General features: G+C 66.4%; 24 protein-coding genes and 1 pseudogene. 18 read left to right on the top strand and 7 right to left on the bottom strand.

Translation table 11 applies throughout. From position 1 onward, the window contains the following. Positions 1-191 precede the first annotated feature (191 nt). Positions 192-629 (bottom strand): annotated as a pseudogene (locus tag ACOOHF_RS17870) (Ig-like domain-containing protein); the annotation flags it as partial. A 1,003-nt stretch (positions 630-1,632) separates the two neighbouring features. On the opposite strand from ACOOHF_RS17870, the gene ACOOHF_RS17865 reads away from it, so the two are divergent. Both ACOOHF_RS17865 and ACOOHF_RS17860 read left to right on the top strand, forming a co-directional pair. Continuing rightward, the gene (locus tag ACOOHF_RS17865) at positions 1,633-2,388 is read left to right on the top strand and encodes a porin family protein (RefSeq protein WP_420462759.1); all 756 of its coding nucleotides are present in this window, start codon (positions 1,633-1,635) and stop codon (positions 2,386-2,388) included. A 464-nt stretch (positions 2,389-2,852) separates the two neighbouring features. Continuing rightward, the gene (locus ACOOHF_RS17860) at positions 2,853-7,061 is read left to right on the top strand and encodes an SNF2-related protein (RefSeq protein WP_420462758.1); all 4,209 of its coding nucleotides are present in this window, start codon (positions 2,853-2,855) and stop codon (positions 7,059-7,061) included. Positions 7,062-7,111: 50 nt separating this feature from the next. Here the strand turns inward: ACOOHF_RS17860 and ACOOHF_RS17855 are convergent, their stop codons facing one another. Both ACOOHF_RS17855 and ACOOHF_RS17850 read right to left on the bottom strand, forming a co-directional pair. Further along, the gene (locus tag ACOOHF_RS17855) at positions 7,112-7,492 is read right to left on the bottom strand and encodes a nucleotidyltransferase domain-containing protein (RefSeq protein ID WP_420462757.1); all 381 of its coding nucleotides are present in this window, start codon (positions 7,490-7,492) and stop codon (positions 7,112-7,114) included. Continuing rightward, positions 7,485-7,910 carry a nucleotidyltransferase substrate binding protein gene (locus ACOOHF_RS17850; RefSeq protein ID WP_420462756.1) on the bottom strand — a complete coding sequence of 142 codons (426 nt, stop codon included), beginning with the start codon at positions 7,908-7,910 and terminating at the stop codon, positions 7,485-7,487. Before ACOOHF_RS17850 ends, ACOOHF_RS17855 begins: the two co-directional genes overlap by 8 nt. A 402-nt stretch (positions 7,911-8,312) precedes the next feature. Between ACOOHF_RS17850 and ACOOHF_RS17845 the strand changes: the two genes are divergently transcribed. The 5 genes from ACOOHF_RS17845 (at position 8,313) to ACOOHF_RS17825 (ending at position 10,993) form a co-directional block, all read left to right on the top strand. After that, on the top strand, positions 8,313-8,444 hold the full coding sequence (locus ACOOHF_RS17845) for a hypothetical protein (protein ID WP_419936804.1): 132 nt from the start codon (positions 8,313-8,315) through the stop codon (positions 8,442-8,444). A gap of 54 nt (positions 8,445-8,498) precedes the next feature. Beyond that, positions 8,499-8,696, top strand: coding sequence for a type II toxin-antitoxin system HicB family antitoxin (locus tag ACOOHF_RS17840; RefSeq protein ID WP_419936805.1), 198 nt, complete (start codon positions 8,499-8,501; stop codon positions 8,694-8,696). A 100-nt stretch (positions 8,697-8,796) separates the two neighbouring features. Beyond that, the gene (locus ACOOHF_RS17835; protein WP_420462755.1) at positions 8,797-9,744 is read left to right on the top strand and encodes a DUF488 family protein; all 948 of its coding nucleotides are present in this window, start codon (positions 8,797-8,799) and stop codon (positions 9,742-9,744) included. Positions 9,745-9,779: 35 nt separating this feature from the next. After that, positions 9,780-10,124: a type II toxin-antitoxin system HicB family antitoxin gene (locus ACOOHF_RS17830; protein ID WP_420462754.1), complete on the top strand. Its 345-nt coding sequence runs from the start codon at positions 9,780-9,782 to the stop codon at positions 10,122-10,124. Between the two features lie 359 nt (positions 10,125-10,483). After that, entirely contained in the window at positions 10,484-10,993 is a 510-nt protein-coding gene (locus tag ACOOHF_RS17825) for a hypothetical protein (protein ID WP_420462753.1), read from the top strand. 424 nt (positions 10,994-11,417) lie between these two features. Here ACOOHF_RS17825 and ACOOHF_RS17820 read toward each other — a convergent pair whose 3' ends face one another. Then, the gene (locus ACOOHF_RS17820; protein WP_420462752.1) at positions 11,418-11,726 is read right to left on the bottom strand and encodes a BrnA antitoxin family protein; all 309 of its coding nucleotides are present in this window, start codon (positions 11,724-11,726) and stop codon (positions 11,418-11,420) included. Between the two features lie 268 nt (positions 11,727-11,994). Between ACOOHF_RS17820 and ACOOHF_RS17815 the strand changes: the two genes are divergently transcribed. Together ACOOHF_RS17815 and ACOOHF_RS17810 are read left to right on the top strand one after the other, a co-directional pair. Beyond that, a complete protein-coding gene (locus tag ACOOHF_RS17815; protein ID WP_420462751.1) occupies positions 11,995-13,143 on the top strand; it encodes an ImmA/IrrE family metallo-endopeptidase in 1,149 nt (382 codons plus the stop codon). After that, positions 13,140-13,664 (top strand): DUF4411 family protein, encoded by a 525-nt coding sequence (locus tag ACOOHF_RS17810; protein WP_420462750.1) that lies wholly within the window; start codon positions 13,140-13,142, stop codon positions 13,662-13,664. Before ACOOHF_RS17815 ends, ACOOHF_RS17810 begins: the two co-directional genes overlap by 4 nt. A gap of 19 nt (positions 13,665-13,683) precedes the next feature. On the opposite strand, the gene ACOOHF_RS17805 is transcribed toward ACOOHF_RS17810, so the two are convergent. Then, positions 13,684-13,980, bottom strand: a complete 297-nt coding sequence (locus tag ACOOHF_RS17805; RefSeq protein WP_420464396.1) for a HigA family addiction module antitoxin — start codon at positions 13,978-13,980, stop codon at positions 13,684-13,686. A 361-nt stretch (positions 13,981-14,341) separates the two neighbouring features. Between ACOOHF_RS17805 and ACOOHF_RS17800 the strand changes: the two genes are divergently transcribed. The 4 genes from ACOOHF_RS17800 to ACOOHF_RS17785 all read left to right on the top strand — a co-directional run bounded on the left by ACOOHF_RS17800 (position 14,342) and on the right by ACOOHF_RS17785 (position 19,399). Continuing rightward, positions 14,342-15,406, top strand: coding sequence for a hypothetical protein (locus tag ACOOHF_RS17800; RefSeq protein ID WP_420462749.1), 1,065 nt, complete (start codon positions 14,342-14,344; stop codon positions 15,404-15,406). After that, positions 15,403-16,878, top strand: coding sequence for a hypothetical protein (locus ACOOHF_RS17795; protein WP_420462748.1), 1,476 nt, complete (start codon positions 15,403-15,405; stop codon positions 16,876-16,878). Before ACOOHF_RS17800 ends, ACOOHF_RS17795 begins: the two co-directional genes overlap by 4 nt. A 99-nt stretch (positions 16,879-16,977) precedes the next feature. Next, positions 16,978-18,000: a hypothetical protein gene (locus ACOOHF_RS17790; RefSeq protein ID WP_420462747.1), complete on the top strand. Its 1,023-nt coding sequence runs from the start codon at positions 16,978-16,980 to the stop codon at positions 17,998-18,000. A gap of 178 nt (positions 18,001-18,178) precedes the next feature. Next, positions 18,179-19,399 (top strand): hypothetical protein, encoded by a 1,221-nt coding sequence (locus ACOOHF_RS17785; RefSeq protein WP_420462746.1) that lies wholly within the window; start codon positions 18,179-18,181, stop codon positions 19,397-19,399. Here ACOOHF_RS17785 and ACOOHF_RS17780 read toward each other — a convergent pair. Then, complete coding sequence (locus ACOOHF_RS17780; RefSeq protein WP_420462745.1) at positions 19,338-19,790, bottom strand: hypothetical protein; 453 nt, start codon at positions 19,788-19,790, stop codon at positions 19,338-19,340. The genes ACOOHF_RS17785 and ACOOHF_RS17780 overlap by 62 nt on opposite strands. Before the next feature lie 328 nt (positions 19,791-20,118). Here ACOOHF_RS17780 and ACOOHF_RS17775 point away from each other — a divergent pair, with 328 nt between their 5' ends. The 5 genes from ACOOHF_RS17775 (at position 20,119) to ACOOHF_RS17755 (ending at position 23,077) form a co-directional block, all read left to right on the top strand. Further along, positions 20,119-21,222, top strand: coding sequence for a 6-bladed beta-propeller (locus ACOOHF_RS17775; protein WP_420462744.1), 1,104 nt, complete (start codon positions 20,119-20,121; stop codon positions 21,220-21,222). Beyond that, positions 21,219-21,689 carry a hypothetical protein gene (locus ACOOHF_RS17770; protein WP_420462743.1) on the top strand — a complete coding sequence of 157 codons (471 nt, stop codon included), beginning with the start codon at positions 21,219-21,221 and terminating at the stop codon, positions 21,687-21,689. Before ACOOHF_RS17775 ends, ACOOHF_RS17770 begins: the two co-directional genes overlap by 4 nt. Positions 21,690-22,015: 326 nt before the next feature. Continuing rightward, positions 22,016-22,429, top strand: coding sequence for a hypothetical protein (locus ACOOHF_RS17765; RefSeq protein ID WP_420462742.1), 414 nt, complete (start codon positions 22,016-22,018; stop codon positions 22,427-22,429). 52 nt (positions 22,430-22,481) lie between these two features. Beyond that, positions 22,482-22,736: a type II toxin-antitoxin system HicA family toxin gene (locus tag ACOOHF_RS17760; protein ID WP_420462741.1), complete on the top strand. Its 255-nt coding sequence runs from the start codon at positions 22,482-22,484 to the stop codon at positions 22,734-22,736. Then, entirely contained in the window at positions 22,733-23,077 is a 345-nt protein-coding gene (locus ACOOHF_RS17755) for a type II toxin-antitoxin system HicB family antitoxin (protein WP_420462740.1), read from the top strand. Before ACOOHF_RS17760 ends, ACOOHF_RS17755 begins: the two co-directional genes overlap by 4 nt. 266 nt (positions 23,078-23,343) lie before the next feature. Here ACOOHF_RS17755 and ACOOHF_RS17750 read toward each other — a convergent pair whose 3' ends face one another. Then, positions 23,344-23,520, bottom strand: coding sequence for a hypothetical protein (locus tag ACOOHF_RS17750; RefSeq protein WP_420462739.1), 177 nt, complete (start codon positions 23,518-23,520; stop codon positions 23,344-23,346). Between the last annotated feature and the right edge of the window lie 174 nt (positions 23,521-23,694).

Here is a 23,694-nt window from a genome sequence, read left to right as displayed (position 1 = left end):
CCGGTCAGCCCGTTCCCGCGAAGTGCCAACCGTACGACCCGGCCATGCTCGTCGGCGGTGACTCCGTACCACCTGTCCAGCGGGGCCTCGGTCAGCCAGAGGTGGCGAAGCGTCCAATTCGGGCCATCCGTCGCGTGGTAGAACGTCGCGAGGGTCACCCATTCGGCGGTCGCCACCCTGATCTCCGCGGATCCCTGGACGGTTCCGCTCGATGCGGTGATCGTGGCGGTTCCGTCGGCGACTCCCGTCACGAGCCCCGAAGCATCGACCGTCGCGACCGAAGCGTCGCTCGATGTCCAGGTCACCCGCGCGCCAGCCCCTGTGACCGTCGCCCTCAGCCGGAGCGCATGGCCCAAGTGTCGCGATACGGGCGAATGCGGGTAGTGCCGACGGCGGGCGACGAACCCAGTTGCCCACGAGCGTGTACGAGAGCGGTGGCGATGGTTGGCTGGCGGCAGAGAGGCGTGCTGGCGACTCGCTTGGCAAGGGGTTGAAATGCGGATCCGGACGTTGCTGTTGACGGGCTGTATCTTGAGCGGGATGGGTTGTGACGGAGGGTCCGTGGATCCCCCACCCCCCTCCGACCCCGACCCTGAGCCTGAACCTGTCCGGTACAGTTTTCTGCACATCGGCGGGATGGTGACGGACTCCACGGGACGTCCCGTAAGCGCCGTCAGAGTGAATGGATGGGCATGGCGTCGCGGGTCGGAGAGGCCATGCGGGTTCATAGCCGGCGAGGTTCGTGCAAGGTTCACTTTTCCGGACGGTCTGTATCGTGCTCGGGTGAGCAATCCCGTGTTCGGCGCTCCGTGCGATGCCCTGCTTTTTCTGGAATTCACGCCCCCGGAGGAATCCGGTCTGGAAGCGGTGTCGGCAGATTCCGTCGAGATTACAATCGATGGGCCAAATGATCCCCTGATCCCAACCGACCCCGCGATCGTGGATGTCGTGTTGCCCGGTGTCGATGCCCGTCCGGTCCGTACTCCGACACCGTCTTACCCGGCGCCGACTCACTTCAGGCAGGTGGCGTATCATGTGATGGGGACCCTGAAGACCGCTGACGGCGAACCTGTATCCGAAGGCTACATGGAATCTCATATCCTGTTTAGTTGGGATTGTGAGCAGTACCGGATTAGTCGCACGGGAACTACCGACTCGCAAGGTGCATACGAGAATGTTCACCGGGGGTCGGTCGTAGCGGATCGTGGGTGTCTGCATCTGTGGGCAGCAAGGAGTCGCGATGACATGCGGAATGGGAATAGAGTTCGAAGAACGGTAGCATTCCTGATCCCGCGACGTACGCCGGTGCCTCCCGACACCATTGTGACTCACTTTGTACTTCCGCGTTAGGAGGAGCCTGCCACGTCGTGGCCGGTTCCGTCGAGGTGGACCCCCGCGGGTAACCGAGGACCGTGGCGGGATCCCGCCACAGGCCGTGGCAGCTGATCCGCGGGGCGCCGGACCTCCTGCTCGCGTACGTTGGCGCGGAGCACGAGGAAGCTCGGGAATCCGCACGGCGAGACCCGAATCGCGTCCAGGTGCTTTACCGCGGGTCGACGAGCTTCGAGAATGGGGAGTGGAAGGGCCGCCGGTTGGCCGCAAACGAATCGCATCCGCATGGAGGGAGACGCCATGTCCGCAGGTCGTTGTTCCGCGCTCGCCGCCACCGGCGTCGTGGCCCTGGTCCTCACGCTCGCGGCCGCGCCGCTCGGCGCGCAGACGACCATCGGCCTCAGGGGCGGAATCGGCGCCGCAACCCTGTCCGGGGATGAATCGGTAGCACGAAGGGCATCCGCGTTCAAGGAAACCAGATACGGAATCGTGTCGGGGATCGACGCGGGGATCCCGCTGAGCGGCGGCCTGGGTGTACGCATCGGCATGGGGCTGGCCCAGAAGGGCGGCGGCGCGGATGTGCCGCCGTCGATCACAGTGGGCAGGACGCTCGCCGAGGCGATGGCCGAGCTGGACTACCTGCAATTCTCCACGCTGCTTCGCCTGAGCGCCGACGCCCAGGAGGGGAGTCTCAACTTCGGCCTCCTCGCCGGGCCCTACCTGGCCTTCAACCTCTCGTGCAACGTGGCCGTGACGACACACGAGACGCAGAACACCCGCCCTCCCGTCCCTCCAGGGATTCCCAACCGCGTGCCTTCGGGGCGGACCAGGATGGCGGCGGACACGGGAGTGGCATGCGGGGAGGACGGGGTCAGCGAGGTCACGTCAAGCGACTTCGGACTCGCCTTTGGCGCGGGGTTCGAGGTGAAGCTGTCAGATTCGCTCGGTCTGGGGTTCGAGCTGATCTACGCCATGGGTCTCTCCGAAATCGACGATGCGGGGAACAGGAACCGGCAAGTGACCTTCCAGAGCGGGCTCGTGTTCGCGATCGGGTAAGGCTGCTTCGCCGGTCGCGACCAGCGCGCATCACACTTTCAATTGGCATAGGCCGACACAGGGGCGCTGAAGCAGCCGGAGAAGCTGGCCAGGGTCACCCATACGCCGCTCGGCTACCTGGGCTTCTGGAAGAGCGTCGTGCATCACAGCCGGGAGGGTCGAGTCTTCAGCGTCGACAGGGTTCGCAGCGAACTACTCGCGGCCACGATGAGGAGGATCTCGTCCTGTGGGTGAAGGACGAAATCCCGGACGAATTCTTCCTCCCCGTGTCCAGCGGCGCGGTGGTGAGCGCCTATCGGGACGTCATGCTGTGGGTCCAACGCCATCCGAGGCTCTGGACCAAGCGAAGGCGGTGGCTTGGGCGGCGTGACGTGGCGGTTTGCCCCGGGCCGGCGGCGGTGCGAGTCTTGCCACCCCGTGGTTTGATGTCGACCGATCCCGGAAGAAGCGAATAGCACGCCCCGATGACTCCCCAACCTTCCGACGAAACGCAACGCTCGCTGGGCATCGCCGATTCCGAGGCGGACCGCCCCACCGACGCCTACGAGGGGCTGTCGCCGGCGGGGCGGCTGGCGGCCCAGGCGTACGGCGTGGTGAGTCCGCACGACCTCGGCCGTCGGAACGTGGCCACCCTCCTGTATCACGCGCGGTTCTCCCGGCGCGACCGCGCGTTCACGCAGACGGAGTTCATGGCCGCGACCAAAGAGGTGCACGAGGCGGGGATCGTGTACCGGCCCGGCCCCAATACCGGGCTGTCCGCGGTGCCGGCCTGGGCGCCCCGCCTGACGATCGCCGCGTTCGAGGCGGGCAACCTGGAGCGGATCGAGCGGCAGTTCACGCCGGCGGTCGCCGGACGGTTTCCGCGCGTAGCCGAGGGCGGGGACATCATGCGGCTCCGCTGCCACGTCGTCGCGGGCCGCTTCGACGCGCTCGCCCACGATCTGGGCGAACCGGAGTACCGGGATTGGCGCTGGCTCGCCTACCCCGGGGCGGGGCAGCTGCTGTGGCGGCTCCCGCCGCCATATGTGGAGGAGGCGCTGGCCGGTTGGCTCGGCCTGGTCATCGATCTCGCGTTTCCGTCCGAGCTGGCCGTGAAGGCCTGGCGCGAGTGCTCGCGCGACCCGGCCCGGCACGCGGCGGACATCGCGTTGATCCGGGTGCTGGAGGGACGGCCGGAGGATGCGCTCGCGGTGTTCGACGAGCTTCCGGCCGCGGCGCGCGACGCGAAGCCGGCGAGGACGGGCCGGGCGGCGACGCGCGCCCTCATCGCGATGCTGCGCGGCGACGACGAGGAGGCGGCCCGCTTCATCGCGGAGGCCGTCGCCGCCGAGAAGGCGGGCACCCGGAAGCGCAACGTCTTCCCGCCCCTGCGCGCCTTCACGCTCTCGCTCCTTGCCCTGGTGCGCGCCGACACCCCCGGCAACACGGCGTCGCTCGAACGATTCCTGCGCATCGGCCAGCAGCAGGATGCGCAGCCGTTATTCCTGGAGTTCGTGATGGATGCGGCCGCGGTGCGGAGCGGCGAGGGCGTGTGGGCGACGCCGGACGGCGCGCCCCCTTTCATCCTGCGCCTGTTCGAAGGTCTGCTGAGCTGCTGGCTGGACAGCTTCGAGGTGTTCGAGGAGGAAGAGCGGGCGGAGGCCCTCCTCGAGTTCGCGAGGCGGGCCGCCACGAACGGATACAGGTGGCTGGCGGCCGAGTGTTTCGCGGTCCTCGGCCGGATCGACCGTCTGTACGAACGGGACGGGGACGACTGGTCGGCGATCCCGGCGCGGGCGGCCGAATTGCGCGCGGGTTTCGGCCCGGAGACCCTCGTCTCGCTGATCGAGCCCGCCGAGGACTGGGAGTACCCGCTGAGAGAAATCGAGAAGGTGGCCCAGGGCGTGCGGAAGAAGCGCGGGAAGGCCGGGAAGCGGAAGAGTCCGCGCGCGCCGCGCCTGGTCTGGGTCCTCGGGTCGGGGCACTTCGGCGAAACGACCTTCCAGCCCCGCCAGCAGGTGGCCGGCAGGAACGGCAAGTGGAGCAAGGGCCGGGCGGTGGCGCTGAAGCGTCTTGCCGAGCAGGCGGGAGACATGGACTTCCTCACCGACCAGGATCGTGCGGTGGCGGCCGGGATTCGCCACTCCCGCGATGCGTGGCGCGGGGGACCGCAGTACTCCCTGGGCATGGCCGGCGTCTACGCCCTCGCCGGACACCCGCACCTGTTCAACGAGGATGGCGCCCGGGTCGACCTCGTCCGCCGCGACCCGGAGCTTCTCATCGAGGAAGAGGACGGACGGCTGCGCGTGCGGATCGCCCCGCACCGAGAGCACGACCGCGGCGACTATCGTTTCGAGCGGGTGGGGGACGCACGCTACGAAGTGACCCGCTTCGACGCGGCCCACAAGGAGATGATGGACGTCATCCCGGCCGAGGGCATCGAACTGCCGGTCGAGGCGAGGGAGCGGCTCGTGGGCGCGGTCTCCGGTCTCGCCGGCGAGTTCCGCGTCCAGGGCACGATGGACGACAAGGCGGAGGATGAGGCGGGCGGAACGCGCGTCCCGGCCGATCCCCATCCGTGGGTTCGGTTGGCGCCGCGGGGGGCGGGTCTGGCGGTGGAGATCGTGGTGGAGCCCGTCCCGGGATCGGCGGCGTACTTCACGCCCGGGACCGGCGGCACGAGCGTGTTCGCGCACCGCGAGGGCGAGGCGGTGCGGGCCGAGCGCGACCTGGCGGCGGAAGCTGCGGCGGCCCGGGACCTCGTGGCCGCGTGTCCGGCGTTGGCGGGACTGGGCCCCGACTACGCGATGACGGTGTCCGGCGCGGCGGAGAGTCTGGATCTGGTGGAGCAGCTCGCGGCGTCGGAGGCCCGTTCGCTGTGGCCCGAGGGCGAGTCGTTGAGGATCGTGGCCCGCGTCGACACGCCGTCGCTGCGTCTCTCCGTCAAGTCCGCGGGGGACTGGTTCCGGACTTCGGGCGGGATCGAGTTCGACGAGGACACGAGCTACGACCTGCGGCGGCTGTTCGAGTTCATGGACCGCAGCCCCGGGTCGCGCTTCCTGGAAGTGGAGGACGGCGCCTACGTGGCTCTCAGCAAGGCCCTGCGGAGGGCGCTGGACGACCTCCGCACGTTCACGGCTCCGTTCCGCGGCGGTCTGCGTCTCCATCCGCTGGCGGCGCCCGCGCTCGGGGATCTGGCGGAGCGCGCGACGCTGACGGCCGACGCGGCCTGGCGAGACCGGCTCGGGAAGTGGCGGGAGGCACAGGCCGGCGAGCCGGAGACGCCGGGCACGCTGCGCGGCGAGCTGCGTCCCTACCAGGTGGACGGGTTCAGGTGGCTCGCCCGCCTCGCGGACCTGGGGGCGGGGGCCTGCCTGGCCGACGACATGGGCCTGGGGAAAACCGTGCAGGCGCTCGCGCTCCTCCTGCGCCGGGCTCCGGATGGGCCGGCGCTCGTCGTGGCTCCCACCTCCGTCGTGGCCAACTGGCTCGATGAGGCGCGCCGCTTCGCCCCGACGCTGAACGTCGCCACGTACGGCGGACCGGCCGCCGGCAGGACGCGGCGCCTGGAGGGCCTGGGCGCCTTCGACCTCGTCGTGGCGACGTATGGCGTCCTGCAGGTCGATGCCGAGAAGCTGGCGGCGGTCGAATGGAGCACGGTCGTTCTCGATGAGGCGCAGGCGATCAAGAACCCTGCCACGAAGCGCGCCCGCGCCGCCCGCGGGCTGAAGGCGGGGTTCCGGCTCGTGACCACGGGCACGCCGATTCAGAACAACGTGATCGACCTGTACTCCCTGTTCGCCTTTCTGAGTCCCGGCATGCTGGGGTCGCTGAACCGGTTCCGCCGTCGCTTCGCCCTTCCCATCGAACGCGATGGCGACGCCGACGCGCGGGCGCGGCTGCGCCGCCTGACCGCGCCCTTCATCCTGCGGCGCCTGAAGTCCGACGTGCTCGATGACCTCCCGCCGCGCACCGAGATCACGCACCACGTGGAGTTGTCGGCCGAAGAGGGGGCGCTGTACGAAGCGCTGCGGCAGCGCGCGCTGGAGGATCTTGCCGCCCAGTCCGAAGACGGCACGGCGCCGGCACAGGCGCGGATGCAGGTGCTCGCCCACCTGACGCGGCTGCGGCTCGCCTGCTGCAACCCGGCGCTCGTGGCGCCCGGAGAGGCGCCGCCAAGCTCGAAGATGGAGGCGTTCGCCGAGATCCTCGACGAACTGAGGCGAAACGGCCACAAGGTGCTCGTCTTCTCGCAGTTCGTTCGGCACCTCCGTCTGATCGAGGCGCACCTCAAGCAGGCCGGCGTCCCCTACCAGTACCTCGACGGAAGCACGCCTGCGAAGTCGCGGGCCAAGCGGATCGCCGCCTTCCAGGCAGGCCGCGGAGACGCGTTCCTGATCTCGACCCGGGCCGGCGGCGTGGGAGTGAACCTGACCGCGGCCGACTACGTGATTCACATGGATCCGTGGTGGAACCCCGCAGTCGAGGATCAGGCGTCCGACCGTGCGCACAGGATCGGCCAGACGCGGCCCGTCACCATCTACAGACTGGTCGCCAGGGGGACGATCGAGGAACAGATCGTCGACCTCCACCGCCGCAAGCGCGACCTCGCCGACCGCCTGCTCGAGGGGGCCGACGCGCCCGCCCGCCTGGACGCCGAGGAACTCGTCGAACTGCTGAAACGCGCCGTCTAGCCTCTGGTAAGTCGCGCCGGTCGAAATGCGAGACGAGGTCCCGGGCCCTCTCATGGCTCGCGTTTTCTCGCACCCCGGTCGCCCTGCTGCTCGACATCGTCCCCGGAAACCGCCGGGTCACCCCCTACCACCACCACATACTCTCTTTCGATCGCCCGGTGGAACCGCTGCGGCAGCCGCGCCCAGTCCCGCGCCTCGACGAGGAACGGAATCGTGGATTCCCGCACCGCCTCTTCGAAGTCCCACAGTCGGTCCGCCGGAATCTCTTCGAGCCCCGGCCCCCGCAGCACCAGATCGAGGTCGCTTCCTTCGTGGCCGAGGCCGTTCACCCGGCTGCCGTAGCCCCACACCTCGACATCCGGCAGGTGTTCCCGGAGCAGTGCTTCGAGAGCGCGCCGGTGCCTTCCGGACAGGTGCATGCGGTCAGGCAACGTCCACTCGTTCGATCATGTCGGCGAGCGCCTTGGCGTCGCCGACGAAGACCGGCAGCAGCTTCAGGGTGCCTTCGGCGAAGTCCTCGCCGTAGTCGTGCGCCGTGTCTGTGCGGTTGTCCCGGTAGTGCAGCCACCGTTCGACCGCTTCGCAGTCCATCAAGTCGTGGCGGGCCGCGTGGCGGAACAGATCCTTGAAGTGCAGGCGGTCCGCCTGGCGGTTGCTGGCGAACCAGGCGGCGAGCCGCTTCCGCAGCAACTTTCCGCTCTGCTCGAGTACGAGTTCGAACTCCTTGACGCAGGCGGCGCGGTAGATGTCGTACATGACATCTTCGCGGTCCTCCTGCGCTTCGATTCCCTCGACCGACCGCTCCAGTGAAGCGATGCAGCGGCGCAGGAAGGTGGTGTCGATGGTCACGGCCTCCGGCCTCCGAAGCCCAGCGCCCACAACCGGGCCTCGTACCCCGTCGTCGCGCCGCTATCCGTCTTGGTGCTTGCCATCGTCGTCTTCGGTTCCGTCGCGCGTCGGTCGGGGCAGCTCCCCGGTCTCGGGTTGCCGCCAAGATACGATATGCGTCGTACCCCGGTATACGGGGCTGGACAAAACGCAGCGCTCGGTCGGGCGTCGAGCGCACGCTGTGAAACGGATCCGGTGGTCCACCGGTGTGTACCAGCGCCGAAACGGCCACACACCTGGTGCTGAGCATTCCGGCGGGCGAGGCCTGCGAAAGTCTCTTCGATCCGCCACATGGTTGGATCCCCGGCACGTGGGTCCGTCGGTTTCCCCATGAGGAGCCCGTCACGTAAGGACAAAAGTCGGATGAACACGGTGCGCTGGGCAGCGCTGGCGGTGGCACTCGCCACGGCGGCCTGCGGTACCATCCTGGGTGTCTTCCGGGACGCCTCCCTGGAAGTGACGGTGCCCTCGGGCGAGTGCGCGGATGTCTGTTAGGAAATTGAACCGTTCGTTGACGGCCCTGGATCCGGATGAACCTGGAGGTGGAAGATGAAGTACCGGGTGGCGCTTCAAGAGTCCGAAGAGGGATTCTCCGTCTGGGTTCCAGGCCTTCCGGGTTGTGCGTCCCAGGGGACGACGGAGGAGGAAGCCCTCGCGAACATCGCGGATGCGGTCCGCGAGTACATGGAAGTGGCCGTCGAGAATGCCGCCGGCATGGTGATCCGTAAGATCGAGGTCGCCGTATAGGCCGCGCCGGAATGACCGCGGAAGTGGAACCGCAACTGTCGTTTGGCTAGGTTGCTCGCCATGCTCACAACCCCTGGCCGATTTCCGTTCCCGCTCCTGTATGCACCGCCGTCCCCTCGTCGCGGCGCTCGAGTTCGGAGTGCATCCAGGTCCCGAGGCCACCTGCGGCATGGGTGAGGAAGTCGGTGCGGCAATCCCCCGGCTATTTCATCGTCAACGCGTCCTTCTCTCTCTCCTGCGCACCTTCGGAGGGAAGATGAGTGAGAGCGATGTCCAGCGGCTCCTCTTCGACTACGGTCGCCGGTGTCGGCAGCGCGGCATCGATCCGCCATATGACTTCATCGCCGACGAGCACGGGCCGCGTTCCTTCACCGCCGTAGCCGACCGGGACAAACTCGCGTCCCGTGGTATCCTCGTCTCCGGTGCTTGGCATCTCACGCCGGAAGGCCATCGGCTCGCCGGTAATCTCAAGAACCGCGACGTATCCGTTTTCGCGGCTCGTCTCCGGAGCCGAGGCGGCGATGTTGGAGCCGGCGGGAAACGCCGACCGCCGGTTACCCATCACGACCGCGACGAAGCTGCCCGAAACACAGGCAGGCGAAAGGGCGGCCTTCTCGCGACGATCGGTTACGAGGGACGAAGCTACGAAGCCTACTTCAACGAACTCCTCCGGTCTGGAATCTCGCGCCTCTGCGACGTGCGCCGGAACCCGCTCAGTCGCAAGTGGGGATTCTCGAAGCGACTCCTCTCGCAAGGCTGCGACGAGCTTGGCATCCGGTATGAGCTGTTCCGGGAACTCGGCATCGAATCCGAGGCACGCGCCAACCTCGGCGACCGGGCGGCGTACGAGCGGCTCTTTGCTCGGTACGAAACCACGACCCTGCCTCAATGCCGGGACGCCGTGTCCAGAATCGCCGGATGGATCGACGCCGGAGAACGCGTGGCGATCACCTGCTACGAACGGGATTCCGGGGACTGTCACCGTTCCCGTCTCGCCGGGGCCATCGTCGCGACCGCCGCCCGGCCTCTGCGGCCGAAGCACCTGTAGGCGGCGTAGTGGCTGAGAGAGAACGGAGTGGAGCCGTGAGAAACACGATGGAGATCGACGGCTACCGGGCCATCGTCCAGTTCGACCCCGACATCGAGATGTTCCGGGGCGAGTTCGTCGGCCTGAACGGCGGCGCGGACTTCTACGCCCGCGACGTTTCCGGTCTCAGGAGGGAAGGCGCGGCATCGCTCAGGGTGTTTCTCGAGATGTGCGAGGAGGACGGCGTCGAGCCCGGACGCCGGTACTCCGGGAGGTTCAACGTGCGCATCCCGTCCGAGCTGCACGCGAACGTCGCCGCCGCCGCCGCCGCCGAAGGGAAGAGTCTGAATCAATGGATCAGCGACACGCTCGGCGACCGCGTCGCACCCGGGATGGCTTGACGGCGAACAGGCGCATCGACATCGACATCAGTTTGGAGCCGCCCCGCCTTCACCGACGGTTGATTTCTGTGGTTGAACGCCTCCGGTGCTGCTCCCTGGCGCGGTTGCGGGCCTGACAGAGGACCCGTCTACGCACGCGGGGGTATGAACGGCGTTCGCGACACGTCGAAGCGGACCTGAAGGGCCAGAACCCACGGGAAGGAGCCGTCTCCATGCGCAAGGTCTTCACCCTCGCAAGCCTCATTCTGATCGCCGCACCTCTGACAGCACAGGACGTTGCGTTCCGAGTGGGTACCGCGGTCAACAGCCGTACCATGGGTGGTCCAACTGCGGCATCCAGGAGCACGACCTTGGTCGGGATGGACTTCGGGCTGCCCCTGAGTGAGACCCTGGCCCTGCGGCCAGGGGTGTTCCGCGTGAGCAAGAGCGCCGATGTCACGACCAGGGTACAGGACATGGAGGTCAGCGGCGGCGTCTCGATGGACTACGTACAAATCGCCCTCCCCGTGCAGCGCACCCTGCGCTGGGGCGGCGACGATAGCGGGCGGTGGTCAACGATCGTACAGGCGGGGCCGTGGTTTGCGCTTCGCTCAGGGTGTGAGGTCTCGGGTGCGGTGCCACGGGCGGCGGCTCCAGCTTGCCGCGCGTCCCGTACAGAGCGCCATCCCGCTTCATCTCATGTCGGACTCATGATGGGGGTCGGACTCTCCCATCGCCTCTCGGGTGGCAACTCCATCGGGATCGATATGCTCATGCATCGGGGGTTCTCAGACGTGCTGGGCGGAGCCGACGCCAAGCGAGAAAACACGATGTCCCTGGCCCTGCGGTGGGGACTGCGCCCCGCGGTGCCTCCGGCCGAAGGGGGATGAAAGGCAGGGTGATCTCGGCCGGGACGAGAGCCGTGACCCGGCGACGCCAGCCGTTCGGACCTGACGCGCGGGAATGCCTGGTCGTGCTTGCGCTTCCGGCGTGTCATGAACCGGCGACGAGCGTTGACCGGTGCTGGGAGGGCAGGGGCGAGGTGGTTTCCAATCGTTGCGACCCGAAGGCTGCGTCTGGCACGGACCGGTGAAGGCCGTCTTCACATCCCCGGGAGGGGCATACGCCGAGCGACTCGGGAGCGTCGGACCGGCCGGCTGCGTCACGGTGCGCGCTCAACCGCCGCCGGGGCTCGGTCTGGCGGAGGCCGTCGTGGACACGCGTCCGGTCACGTACTACGACACCAGGGATCCGATGCTGGCCACCGATACCCTGATCGTCCCCATCGTTCTGACGTCCGTGTCGGGGAACGGTTCATCGAGCGTCTTGCTGCTTGATCCAGTCGCGGAGGGCGTCATCGATCCGGGTCTGCCAACCGCGCCCTCCAGCCCGGAAGTGGTCGATGACCTCGGGAGACAGCCGGATGGTGGTGGACACCTTCGGCCGCGCCTTCGGAGGACGGCCCCGGCGTACGGGCGCCTTGGCGAACTTCTCAGGCCAGCCGTCCTTCGAGAGGTCGGGTGCCGTGTCCGGATCAAGACCTCGGACCGTAGAGTCGTCGTTCTCGTTCATTGGGGTCTTGATCGTCTCCGCGCGTTTCGTCTCGTCGAACTCGATCCGCATGAATTAATGTTACTACAGAAATGTTGCGTCAAGCAGGTTCCACGAGCTGGTCCCAACGCCGTAGATTGGACGCGCGGTCGGTATGTCGAATCGCTACTTCATGACGCGATGGCATTCGCCCCACTTGCATCCGCGGTCGCCAGGAGGTCTGAGCCATGAAGCATGCTCCCTTGGAGGGCAGGGAGGGGAGGCGGGCCAGCGCGCAGCTGGACCGCTATGGTGCGGCCTGCGTCGGCACGCGACCGGGTGCTGCCGCGAGGATGGTGCGATGACTCGCGTTGACGTGCCTCCCGAGATGCTTCGCTGGGCGTGCAGACGCGCCGGCTACGACGTGGGAGACCTCGCGTCGCGCGTGCCGCAGCTTCAAGCCTGGGTCCGGCGCGAAAGACTGCCGACGCTGAAGCAGCTGGAGAAGCTGGCCAAGGTTACGCATACGCCGTTGGGCTACCTGTTACTCCCCGAGCCCCCCGTGGAACGCCTCCCCGTTCCGGACTATCGCACCGTGGCGGGCCCCGTGAGAGGCCGGCCGAGCCCCGACCTGCTGGACACGCTCTATACAATGCGACGACGGCAGGAGTGGCTGAGGGAGTCCCTCGTCGAGAACGACGCGGAACCCCTGGCCTTCGTGGCGAGCGCCCGCCTTGCCGATGACCCCGCCGCCGTGGGTCGAGAGATGCGACGGTCGCTCGGCCTCGATGGCGAATGGGCAGCCGGCGTCGGCACCTGGCAGGACGCGGTGCGCGAGTTGCGCCGAGCGATCGAGAAACTCGGCGTGATGGCGGTGATCAACGGCGTGGTGGGGAACAACACTTACCGCCGGCTCAGCGTGGAGGAGTTTCGCGGCTTCGCGCTCACCGACCCCTACACGCCGCTGATCTTCGTGAACGGTGCGGATGCGAAGTCGGCGCAGATGTTCACGCTCGCTCACGAGCTGGCGCACATCTGGTCGGGCAGGGAAGGGCTCTCCGGCTTTGAAACGCTCCTTCCCGGCGGCACGGACGTGGAGGACTGGTGCAACCGAGCGGCGGCGGAGCTGCTCGCACCGGAACGGGAGGTCAGGGCACGTTGGCAGGGAGTCAGGCGGGAGGCGAGTCCGTTCGAGGCGCTCGCGCGGACATTCAAGGTGAGCCCCATAGTCGCCGCCCGCCGAGCCCTCGACCTGAATCTCGTTGACCGCCGCACCTTCTTCGACTTCTACGAAGAGTACGTGAATCGAGAACGCAGAAGTGGCACCAAGTCGACGGGCGGGAACTTCTACAACAACCAGAACACGCGCGTCGGCGAGCTGTTCGCGACCCAGGTGTTGCGTGCGGCGATGGAGGGCCGCATCGGATTCAAGCAGGCCTATGATCTGACCGGGCTGCGCGGAGGATCCTTCCAGAAGTACGCGAGACGCCTGGGCGTGGATCTCCCATGATGATGGCTCGGACCTACCTGGTGGATTCGGATGTCTTCATCACGGCGAAGAATCTGTATTACGCGTTCGACCTCTGCCCCGGCTTCTGGAAGAGCGTGGTGCATCACCACCGGGAGGCCCGAGTCTTCAGCGTCGACAGGGTTCGCAGCGAACTGCTCGCGGGTCACAAGACGGAGGATCTCGTTCGGTGGGTGAGGGACGAAGTCCCGGACGGGTTCTTCGTCCCGGTGGACACCGGCGCGGTGGTGGGTGCCTATACGGACATCATGCTGTGGGTTCAACGGCATCCGAGGTTTTTCGACCAGGCGAAGGCGAAGTTCGCTACGGGAGCAGACGGTTGGCTCGTCGCCTATGCACGGGTTCACGATGCCATCGTAGTGACGAACGAGCAGAGTGCGCCGGGGTCCCGGAGGGAGATCAAGCTGCCTGACGTGTGCGATCAGTTCGAAGTCGAGCACGGCAACACGTTCGCCATGCTTCGGGCGCTGAACGTCCGCTTCGACTGGACTGGAGGCGGCTGAGCGGCCGTGTGACCGCCAGTTAACTGGATCGCACGTCCACAAAGCGCTCCACCACGATCTCGCTGGCGCGGTCGCGGGCCTGCCAGAGATCGTAGGCCATCTGCATCCCGAGCCAGGTCTCGGGCGTGGAGCCGAAGGCCTTCGACAGCCGCATCGCCATCACGACCGAGATCCCCGTTCGCCCGTTCACCAACTCCGAAAGCGCCTGCCGGGTCACGCCCAAGCCCTGGGCGGCCCGGGTCACGGTCAAACCGAGGGGTTCGAGGCATTGCCGCTTCACGATGCCGCCCGGATGCGGCGGGTTGTGCATGGCCATGATCGGCACTCTCCTAACTGATAATCCACGTAGTCCACATCGACCGCCGCGCCGTCTTCGAACCGGAAGGTCACACGCCAGTTGCCGGATACCGAAACCGGCGATGCCAGGTTGTCGCCTGTCAAGTGACAAGTAGCGGTCCCGACGCTGGTGGTCGTGTCTTTGGCTGGGGATGCGCTATCCGTGCGGCCCGGTCCGCCATGTGCCGGCGTCCACCTCGAAAGCGCAAGCTGGTCCGCGAGCGCGGCGACCCACTATTCTCAACAGTTGGGTGCCTCGACCAGCACCTCGCCAATCCGGGAGATCAATGGCTTCAGGGGCAGAAATCCGGGAACGGGGGATTCGTTCGGTTCAGGCCGGGTTGAAGGCCGTCACAGCGACCGCCGGGAAACTCCCCGGTGTCGGCCGCAAGGCTTCCGGCCGGGACGGAACCGGGAAGGACACGCAGCCGGCGGAATACGTCATCGTCGAAGACCTGCCGGATGAGCTCAAGGAGTGCTACCTGAGCGTGCTCGTCTGGCTCGTGCACTTCGACGATGGCCAGATTGACGAACGCGAGCTGTGCGAGATGCAGGTGCTGATGACGCAGGTGGGGTGCAACGCCGACGTGCGTCAGGCCGTTCGATCGTACCTCGAGGACCCACAGAGCCTGGACGCCGAAGCGCAGATCGCGCGTATGCTGGGACTCGTTCCCTCGGGGATGTCCGACACGGCGCTGGCCCTGAGGCTCTCACTCATCAAGGACGCGATACGGGTGTGGCGCGCCACCTCCGAAAGCTCCGCCCGTGAGCAGCCCGCAATCCGCCAGCTGGCCGGAATGCTCGAGCTGGACGAGGAGAAGGTCGCGTTCCTCGAGGACACGTGCCTGAAGGAGGAAAAGATCCTCGACGGCGAGGTGTCGGATTCCCAGATCGTGAACACGGCGAAGGCGACGGCGGCGCATGCGACGTCGGTCGGCGTCCCGATTTCCGCGGTCTACCTGAGCGGCAGTGTGACCGGCCTCAGCGCCTCCGGCATCGTTTCAGGACTCGCGGCCCTTGGACTGGGGGGCGTGCTGGGCTTGTCCGCCATGGTCACCGGAATCGGCGTGGCCATCGTTGCCGGCGGGGCCGCGTACAAGGGCGTCCGGTGGGTCCTGGGTGGATCGGAGCGGAGCAAGGCCTCCCGTCGGGAGCTGATGCTGCAAGAGGTGCTGCGCATCCACCAGGGGGCCATCATCAACCTTGCCGAGGACATCTCGTTCGTTGGCCAGCGTGTCGCGGTCCTGACCACGGAGACGGACAGGCATCGCGTCGCCATCGACAGGCTGTCCCGGGAAGTGACCCTGTTGTCCCGGTCAGCCGGCGCGCTCGCCCGGCTTCGCGAGCGAGCGAGCGGCTTCGAGCGCGACCTGCAGGCGGAGGCGGCCGGTCACGCGGCGCGATGAACCAGCGCAAGCGGAAGGAAGCTGAGTGGGCGGCCCTCGCCCAGCGATTCCAGCTGGAGGCCCTGCATGGCGCCCTGCGAACGCTGGAAGGCCAGATCGCCGGCCTGGAATCGGAATCCGCCCGGCAGTCCTCCGATCTGTCACATCTCGATGCCCAGATTGCGCAGCTGTACGCCGAAGCCGGCCGGGTACGCCCCGGTGCCGAGGAGCTGGCCGTCGACGCCGCGGACCGGCCAGCGCCTTCGGCTCGGGAGACGAAGACTGTTCGCCAGCGATCGACCGATACACCACGGAGCGTCGCGCCGCCGGAGTTGGGAGAGAATTGGGGTGCGTATCTCCGTAATGTGGAGCGGTATATCACCGATCACGGGATCGAGGTGACCCGGGATCCCCTCGAGCAACTGGTGCCTCCGCAGCTGGCGGCCGAGATCCGGGACCGGTTCGACGCGGAGTTCGTCCCCGCCCCGTGGGACCGCTGGGACTACGGCGTCGTCGCGCTGGCCGTGCTCGTCGGCGCGGTGACGGACTACCTGCTCGTCGCGACGCCCGGCGGGATGTTCAAGGGACAGCCTCAGCGGGGAAGCCCGCTGACGGCATGGATGAAGGAACAATCGAAGAAACTGGCGCCGATGCGGGGCCCGGACGAAGTTGAGCGCCACGCGTTTCAGCAGTGGATCGCCGAGCTGACCACCGTTGCGGAACACTGGGCCAAGGTGCCTTACGATGTCGTCAGTCCGAAGGTCGGACTCACACCGAACGTTCACCGCCTGGCCTCTCCTGGCCACGATCCTCTGCTCGGCCTCTTGTTCGGGGTACGTGACATCATCGCCGGCAGCTGCACCTTCATCGACAAGTCAGGCGCCTGGCGGATTCTCGACCACCCGCATCATGCAGGCACGCACAACCCTCTCGAGGCGCTCGTCAAGGTGGTCGTCCACGGATTCTCGGACATCTTCACGCCGAGGGGGCTCCCGCCACCCTTCCTGGCACCGTTCCAGCTCGTAGACGCGAAGCCCGGATTCACACTGAAGGAAGGGGGTGATCCGGTGCCCGTCAGACATGTCGCGCGGTACATGTACAGCAGCGGCTACGACCTCCGGCACTTCCTGACCATGAAGATCTCGCCCGCCATCGCCGAGGTCATCCTGGGGGCCTACCACGGGGTGCGAGCCTGTGCGGCCAGCCCGGAGCCCGGAGAGGCTGGAATCCCGGAAAGACTGAAGCGAGAACAGATGCTGGCTCTCACCCATGGACTGCTGGCATCCGCCAACATCCTGAAGACCGCGCTATACGGCTGGAACCCGATGGCGATCAACCTCGCCCAGTTCGAGGCCCTCGCGAGGCGGATGCTGTCCCTGATGAAGCTCGCCTCCGAGAGAGACCGGCTGATTCGGCAAGGGCTGCACGACGGATGGGAAGCTCTCCTCGCCGACGCGCCCCACTCGTTCCGGGAGCCGTCCGCCTCGCGCTAGCTGCTACACCCGGGAGAAGTCGCGCTCACGCCGAACCGGTCGCGGACGGCTTGGGATGGAGCCCGTTTGTCAGTGCAGGGAAGGACTCGCGAGGGACGCATGGATGACACCGAGATGTCGAGGTCGCTGCTGGCGCAGCTGAGTTGGTGGTTCCATCCGCGGATGGAAGAGGTCGCCGTGGAGGCGCTGGCGTACATCCTCAACCACTACCCCGCCTCGAGAGGGGGGTTGAACGAGCTGGTGCGGCGGGCGGTTCCGGACCTGCCCTTGTCCCACGAAACGTTCGAGACCGAGGCCGTAGATCTGCAGCGGAGGCGCCCTGACGTGCTGCAGAAGGGAGAGGATGGAGAGGAACGACTCTTCATCGAAGCGAAGTTCTACGCGGGGCTGACTCGAAATCAGCCGGTTCGCTACCTGGAGCGGCTTCCTGCGGAGGGAGTCACGGCCCTCATGTTCCTGGCCCCGTCCCGGCGAGTGGAGGAACTCTGGCCGAAGTTGCTCCGCAGGCTCGACGATAGCGGCATGCCGTATTCCGATGTCGGATCCCGCTGCGTCCAGATCCGCGGGACAGGGAAGCACCTCTTCATCACGGACTGGATGACGCTGCTGGACAGCATGGGAGGACGGCTCGAGGGTTCGGCGCCAGGCCTTGCGGAACTCGGACAACTCAGGGGGCTGGTGCGCTTCGCCGAGGATCGGGAGGAGAAGGCCAGACGCCCCGGAAAGTTGCTCGTCGAGCGGGTCACCAAGATCGGCAGAACGTCGGGCTGGCTGGACACAAAGGGGCTGCGTCCGACGCCGCGCTCGTACGGCTATGGGAGATACTCACGATTCGGTCGCCGCTACAGGATCGGCGTGTGGCTGGGGATCAACTCGGACCTGTGGGAGGAGTGCGACTCGACACCGATGTGGCTGGACTGCAGGAAGTGGGTCTTCAAGAACGGCCAAGGCTGGAACGAAAGCGTCCGCTCGGCGCTGCAGGAGTGCATGGGCTCGCACGTCAAACAGATCGGCAAGAAGCGTTGGGTCGCCGTCGTCCCGGAGGGAGGCAAAGGGGCCGACAGCTACGCGGCCGCACTTGAGCAGATCGCCGACATCCTGGACGAGCTTGCCGAGCCGTAGCCCCTCGCGCGCCAGCGTGTTCGCGGAGGTCAGCCGAGCGTTCGAGCAGCGCGTGATGAACAACGTGCACCGCTCGAAGGGCAACCGTTTGGCCGGTTGGAATGGTCCACCAAGGGCAGTCTCCTGTTGGGCCGATTCCGGCTCCAGTGCCTCTTGCCTTCGATCGGAGTTGTGATCAATGAGACGAGGTCTGCTCTTCTCCTCGGCCGTGCTCACCCTCGTATCGGCCTGCTCGGACGACCGCTCCGATGCCGAGTTGATGGCGGATGCCGCGATCGCCACCGTCTTCGACAGCGCCGGCGTGCGGGTCATCGAGCTCGGCCCGTCGCCCCACGTCCTCGTGGAGCGACACAGATTGGCTTGCGAGTCCGACCTCGTCATTCGGAGTCGCGAAGACGACGATGCGTACGTCCTTTCCGACCTCAGGGATGTGGAGGTGTTGTCGCAGGGTCGTGTCGCCGTCGTGAACGGAAGCGGGAATGAGATCGTCGTATTCGACTCCGCGGGGCGACACGTCTCCACGTGGGGCGGGACAGGTAACGGCCCGGGGGAATTCGGGCGTCTCGAGTGGCTGGCCTCCAGACCACCGGATTCCCTTGCGGCGGCGGACATCGGCCTGCGGCGCGTCACCATTCTCGACGCGGACGGCCGGTTCGTCCGGGGCTTCGCGACCGCGAGCGCCGTTGACCCGGCGTCGAATCCCGTTCCGCCGAGACCCATGGGCATGCTCGAGAACGGCTCGGTGATCGCGGTGTTCTTCGCATCGCTCGCCCCGGTGGAGGGTACGGCGCGCCCGGCGGTCGAGATCGTGGCGATTCCTCCGGCCGGAGGCACCGTACACCCCGTCGGTACGTGGCCCGGGGAGGAGCTTGCCCTGTTCGAGCAGGACGGAAGCCTGCAGGTGACCCAGCCTCCGTTCGGGAGACGCCTCCACATCGCGGCCGCATACGATGGGGTCTGGATCGCGGATGACGCCCAGTGGGAGATGCGCAAGTACTCGGCTCGAGGCGATCTGCAGGCGGTCGTCAGATCCTCCGCCACTCCCTCACCGGTGTCCGACCCGCTCCTCGAGGAATTGCTCAGCCAGAGGTACCGGCATGCAAGCCAGGTTCCCGCCCTGGAAGACCTGAAGCGAGATCAACGACGGATCGCTCGCCACACGACCACGCCGAGCTTCGGTGTGGTCGTCGCCGCGTCGGATGGCGGTGTGGCCATCGGCGAGTTCCGGGTGAACACGGCGTCCTCGCGAGCGTGGATCAAGGTGGACCCGAGCGGAACCGTCACCGCGGCCGATCTCCCGGCCGGCCTCGACGTCAAGCGATGGGGAGCGGACTGGGTCATTGGCGTTGAGCGTGACGCGCTGGATCGTGAGGAGATCCATCGCTACACCTGTAGGTGAACGCCGTATCCGAGGAAGCCCGAGGGGTGGGTGGCTTGCCAACCAGCCTCTCCCTCCATCCCTCGAGATTGATCGCGATACGCTCTGCCTGCTCCTCGGTTGCGATGGTAGCCGCCCTGACAGCGTGTTGATGGTAAAGCTCCCTTACCTTCTGACGGCGTTCTTCTACTGGCTTGTACGCCCACTCGGCAGTCATCGATCTCATCTCTTCATGGAGCGCCGTCGTCATGTCTTCGAGCAAGCGGCACTGCTCCTCACTGAGATCGCTGTCAACAAACAAGGCTTCGCGAACCTCTGCGCCGGGATAGTCCGCAAAATACCCGGGTTGGCATGGCCCCAAAGCTGCTCCCAGCATCACCGACACCGTCATTGAAACCGTTGCGGTCAGCACGGAATTCCTCCCTTTTCAGATTCTCTCCAAAGGTTCACTGTCTCGCACCCACCGGAGCAGCGATGTGCGACCGTACTCTGCCTCCACTCACGTTTTCATCGTTAGGATGCCCTCGCCCCGTCAATGGTTCGCTTGGCACGGAGAGACCGGAGAGACGGCAGAGCAACGGGACCCGAGGAGCTGGGAGTTGCGGCTGTGAGTCGGCGGCGGCATGAAGTCGTTGGAACAGCGTGGACTACCGTGAGTACAAGCGGCGGTAGCACGGAAGGATCTGACGATTTCAAGAGCCGTTCGCCTGACTACAGAGCGGAGAATCAGGAGCGCGCATGTGGCCAGGCCAGACACGTTCGGAGGCTGCGTCGTGACATCTACGGGCTCCAGGCTCCTCGCAGCTCTGCTCGTCTTTCCCCTGGTTTCGTGCGGATCGAGTGACGGCTCAGTCACCACCGCCAGCCCGGCGCGCTACGCGCTCAACGAACTCGGCAGCTTCGGCTGGGGCTCGCTCGCCGACTCATCGCGGCGCCTCACGGATCAGGAACTGCGGTACGGCGGGGCCGTGTTGTCCGCGATCGTCGGCTTTGACGTGGATCACCAGGGACGAATCTTCGTACACGACGCCGACTACGAGAAGATCGTCGTCTTCTCACCATCCGGTCATCTCGAACGCCTCATTGCTGCGGGGTCCGGTGAGGGGCCCGGCGAGTTCATCCGGCCGCGACACCTCTCGGTCTCTCGAAACGGGGATCTGGCCGTCACGGACGGTGCGACCGGCAGAGTGACAGTGTTTGACAGCTCCGGCGTCGTGTTGACCACCCTTCAGCTCGACTTCCGTCCGCAAGGCACGCACGCCTACGGAGACAAGCTCGCGGTCACTCGCCTTGGCATGTCGGTGGGGGATGTCGCCTGGGAAGTCACGGACGCGGGCGAGCTCGGCACACCGATCCTGAGCGTCACCGAGAGCGAGGCCGAGATCGGTCGCTTTGGTGATCCGGGAGCCTTCGGGAGTACTGCATCTGGCTTGGGATTCGCCAGCCCCAAGGTTGGGCTCTGGCGCATCGCGGAGGACGGCGCCGTGGTGAGCGGAGGAACGGAGCTCTTCCCCGGCCTGGCCGGCCGCTCTGAACTGATGGAAGGTGGAATCGAATATCGCACCGTGCCCGTCGCAGCCCGTGGGTTCGGACAACGCCGCAACGGCGATGTCGTGGTCTTCTATCGGGTGATGACCGACCCGGACGAGCAGCTTGAATTGCCGGCTCGCGGCCTCTGGGTCGCCACGTTTGCTCCAGACGGAGGATTCCGCGGCTCCCGGCTCCTGTTCCCCGACTCAGAGGAAGCGCGCGGCCCAACTCTGGGACCCGACGATCACCTCTACGTCCAGACGACGGTGCCATTCCCACGAGTGATCAAATACGAAATGAAGATCCTGCCGTGAAGAGCACTCGGCTGAAGGCCCATCGGGGGCGCATGCTGGCGATCTGTCTGATGCTGAGCATTTCGGCGGTCGAGGCTTGCGGAGTTCTCTTCGATCCTTCCCATGGGTCGATCACGGGCACATGGGTGCGTCGTTTTCCGAATGAGGAGCCCGTCACGTCGTGGCCGTTTCCGCCGAGGTGGACGCTGCGAGTCACGGAGACTTCGGACGGGGCGGTGACCGGAACGATCATGAAGGAGACGTTCAGCGACCCCACTCCGCCGCCGGAGCTTCGCCGGCCCCCACAGGTGTGGACCGTGGAGGGATCCCGCCGCGGAGCGAAGGTAAGACTGGATTTCAAAGACAACGGCGCGGTGCGACAGTACTTCGAGGGGAAACAGGTGGACCAGAACGTCATCGAGGGCTCCGTCTCCCCTCGAGAGGGCTCCGAACATCGGGTCATGGTGGAATTTGAGCGTCGCCACTGACAGCCTCCGGTGGGGATCATGACAACCGGCCGTGACAGATGAACGTCGGATGACCACGGTGCGCTGGGCAGCGCTGACGATCGCACTCACCACGGTGGCGTGCAGCACCATCCTGGGCGTCTTCCGAGGGGCATCCTTGATGGTCCGAGGCGGATGTTGAGTGGTGGGCCGAGGTCAGGCGCGCCCCGTATCCGCTCGGCGCGGTCGCCGATAACATCACGGGCCCCAACCCCATCTCGTGCAATTGGTTCTGGTGCCACTCCGTCTGGCGGTTCGAGATCGACATGGACAGCTACCGGGTCGAGAAACGCGCAATACGGGAGATCATGCTGGAGGACGAGGACGCCGAGATCGACCCCGTGCCGGGCGTCGGGGGCGCGGGCAAGGGCGACGTCGAGATCGACCGCCTGTCGGCGATCATCGGCCAGTTCAACGACCTGTTCGGCGGCATCGACTGGCAGCACGCCGACCGGGTCAGCCAGATGATCACCGAGACGATCCCCGCCAAGGTGGCGCAGGACACGGCCTTCAAGAACGCCCGGGAGAACTCGGACCGCGAGAACGCCCGGATCGAGCATGACAGAGCGCTCGCGCGGGTGATGACGAGCATCATGAAGGACGACACGGAGCTGTTCAAGCAGTTCGTCGACAACACCGATTTCAAACGCTGGCTGGGCGATACGGTATTCCGGCTGGCCTACGCTCAGGCAGGGTCGGCGCCAGAACCGGAAACGCTCTAGCTACGATGGTCCGCCCGTTGACGTGCGGTACCGTTTTTCGGTACCATACGTTGTGAGGCGCAAGCATCGAAGAACACTCGCCCTGATATTCCGCCATCCCGTCAGCGCGAACATACCGTGGCGGGACATCGAGGCGCTGCTTGCCGAGTTGGGCGCGGAAATCAGCGAACGGAAGGGGTCCCGCATCGGCGTGAGGCTGTTTGGCGAGCGGCGCGTGTTCCACCGTCCGCATCCCTCGCCCGATACGGACAAGGGCGCCGTGGCGAGTATTCGAAATTGGCTGAGGGAGAACGGAGTGGAGCCGTGAGAAACACGATGGAGATCGACGGCTACCGGGCCATCGTCCAGTTCGACCCCGACATCGAGATGTTCCGGGGCGAGTTCGTCGGCCTGAACGGCGGCGCGGACTTCTACGCCCGCGATGTCGCCGGTCTCAAGAGGGAGGGCGCGGCATCGCTCAGGGTGTTTCTCGAGATGTGCGAGGAGGATGGCGTCGAGCCCGGACGCCGGTACTCCGGGAGGTTCAACGTGCGCATCCCGTCCGAGCTGCACGCGAACGTCGCCGCCGCCGCCGCCGCCGAAGGGAAGAGTCTGAATCAATGGATCAGCGACACGCTCGGTGACCGTGCCGCACCCGGAATGGCTTGACGGCGAACAAGCGCATCGACATCGACATCAGTTCCAACGCGTCGTCTCGCTCGTCTTCTCCCTGGTAGCGTCCGATGATTCGCACGATCCGCGCCGTATCATCGACCACAACGACGGGTCCTCTCCAGATGTCGTCTCCGTACGGAATCCGCCCGCCTTCCTCGGCCGCGCGAGCTGCGTCCGCGCGGGCGAAGCCGCCGTGCCGACGCTGTTTCGGCGCTTATGCTGGTACCCTCCGGGAAGCCGCGCGGCAGCAAACCGCCCACCTACAAGCCGAGGTCGAGACCCTCGACGCTTCGATTCGGACCCGGGCCTCCACTGCCGGCATCGACGCGGCGCACCTCGACGCCGACGCCGCTACCTTCGCGCTTGAAGCGGTTGGAATGGTACGCCTCGTACAGGGGAGTTCTTCTCTCGGAAGTCATGTTTTCGGGCATTTCCATGTATGTTTTTGTGTTTCCGCGCGCTCTTCTGTAGCTTTTCACCGATCTCTCGAGCCTGCTTTGCTCGTTCGATCTTCTCGTACCAATCCGGGTCGTACGACGGGCGGCGCGCGCCAACGTCGGGCGGTGGCCCCAAAACCGAACCAGTCTCTCCTTGCATGGTAACCTCCCTTT

Origin of the sequence: Candidatus Palauibacter sp., from assembly GCF_965216145.1 — a bacterium.
Lineage (GTDB): Bacteria > Gemmatimonadota > Gemmatimonadetes > Palauibacterales > Palauibacteraceae > Palauibacter.
The sequence above is the reverse complement of the archived record's forward strand: the minus strand, read 5'-3'. Positions and strand labels throughout refer to the sequence as shown.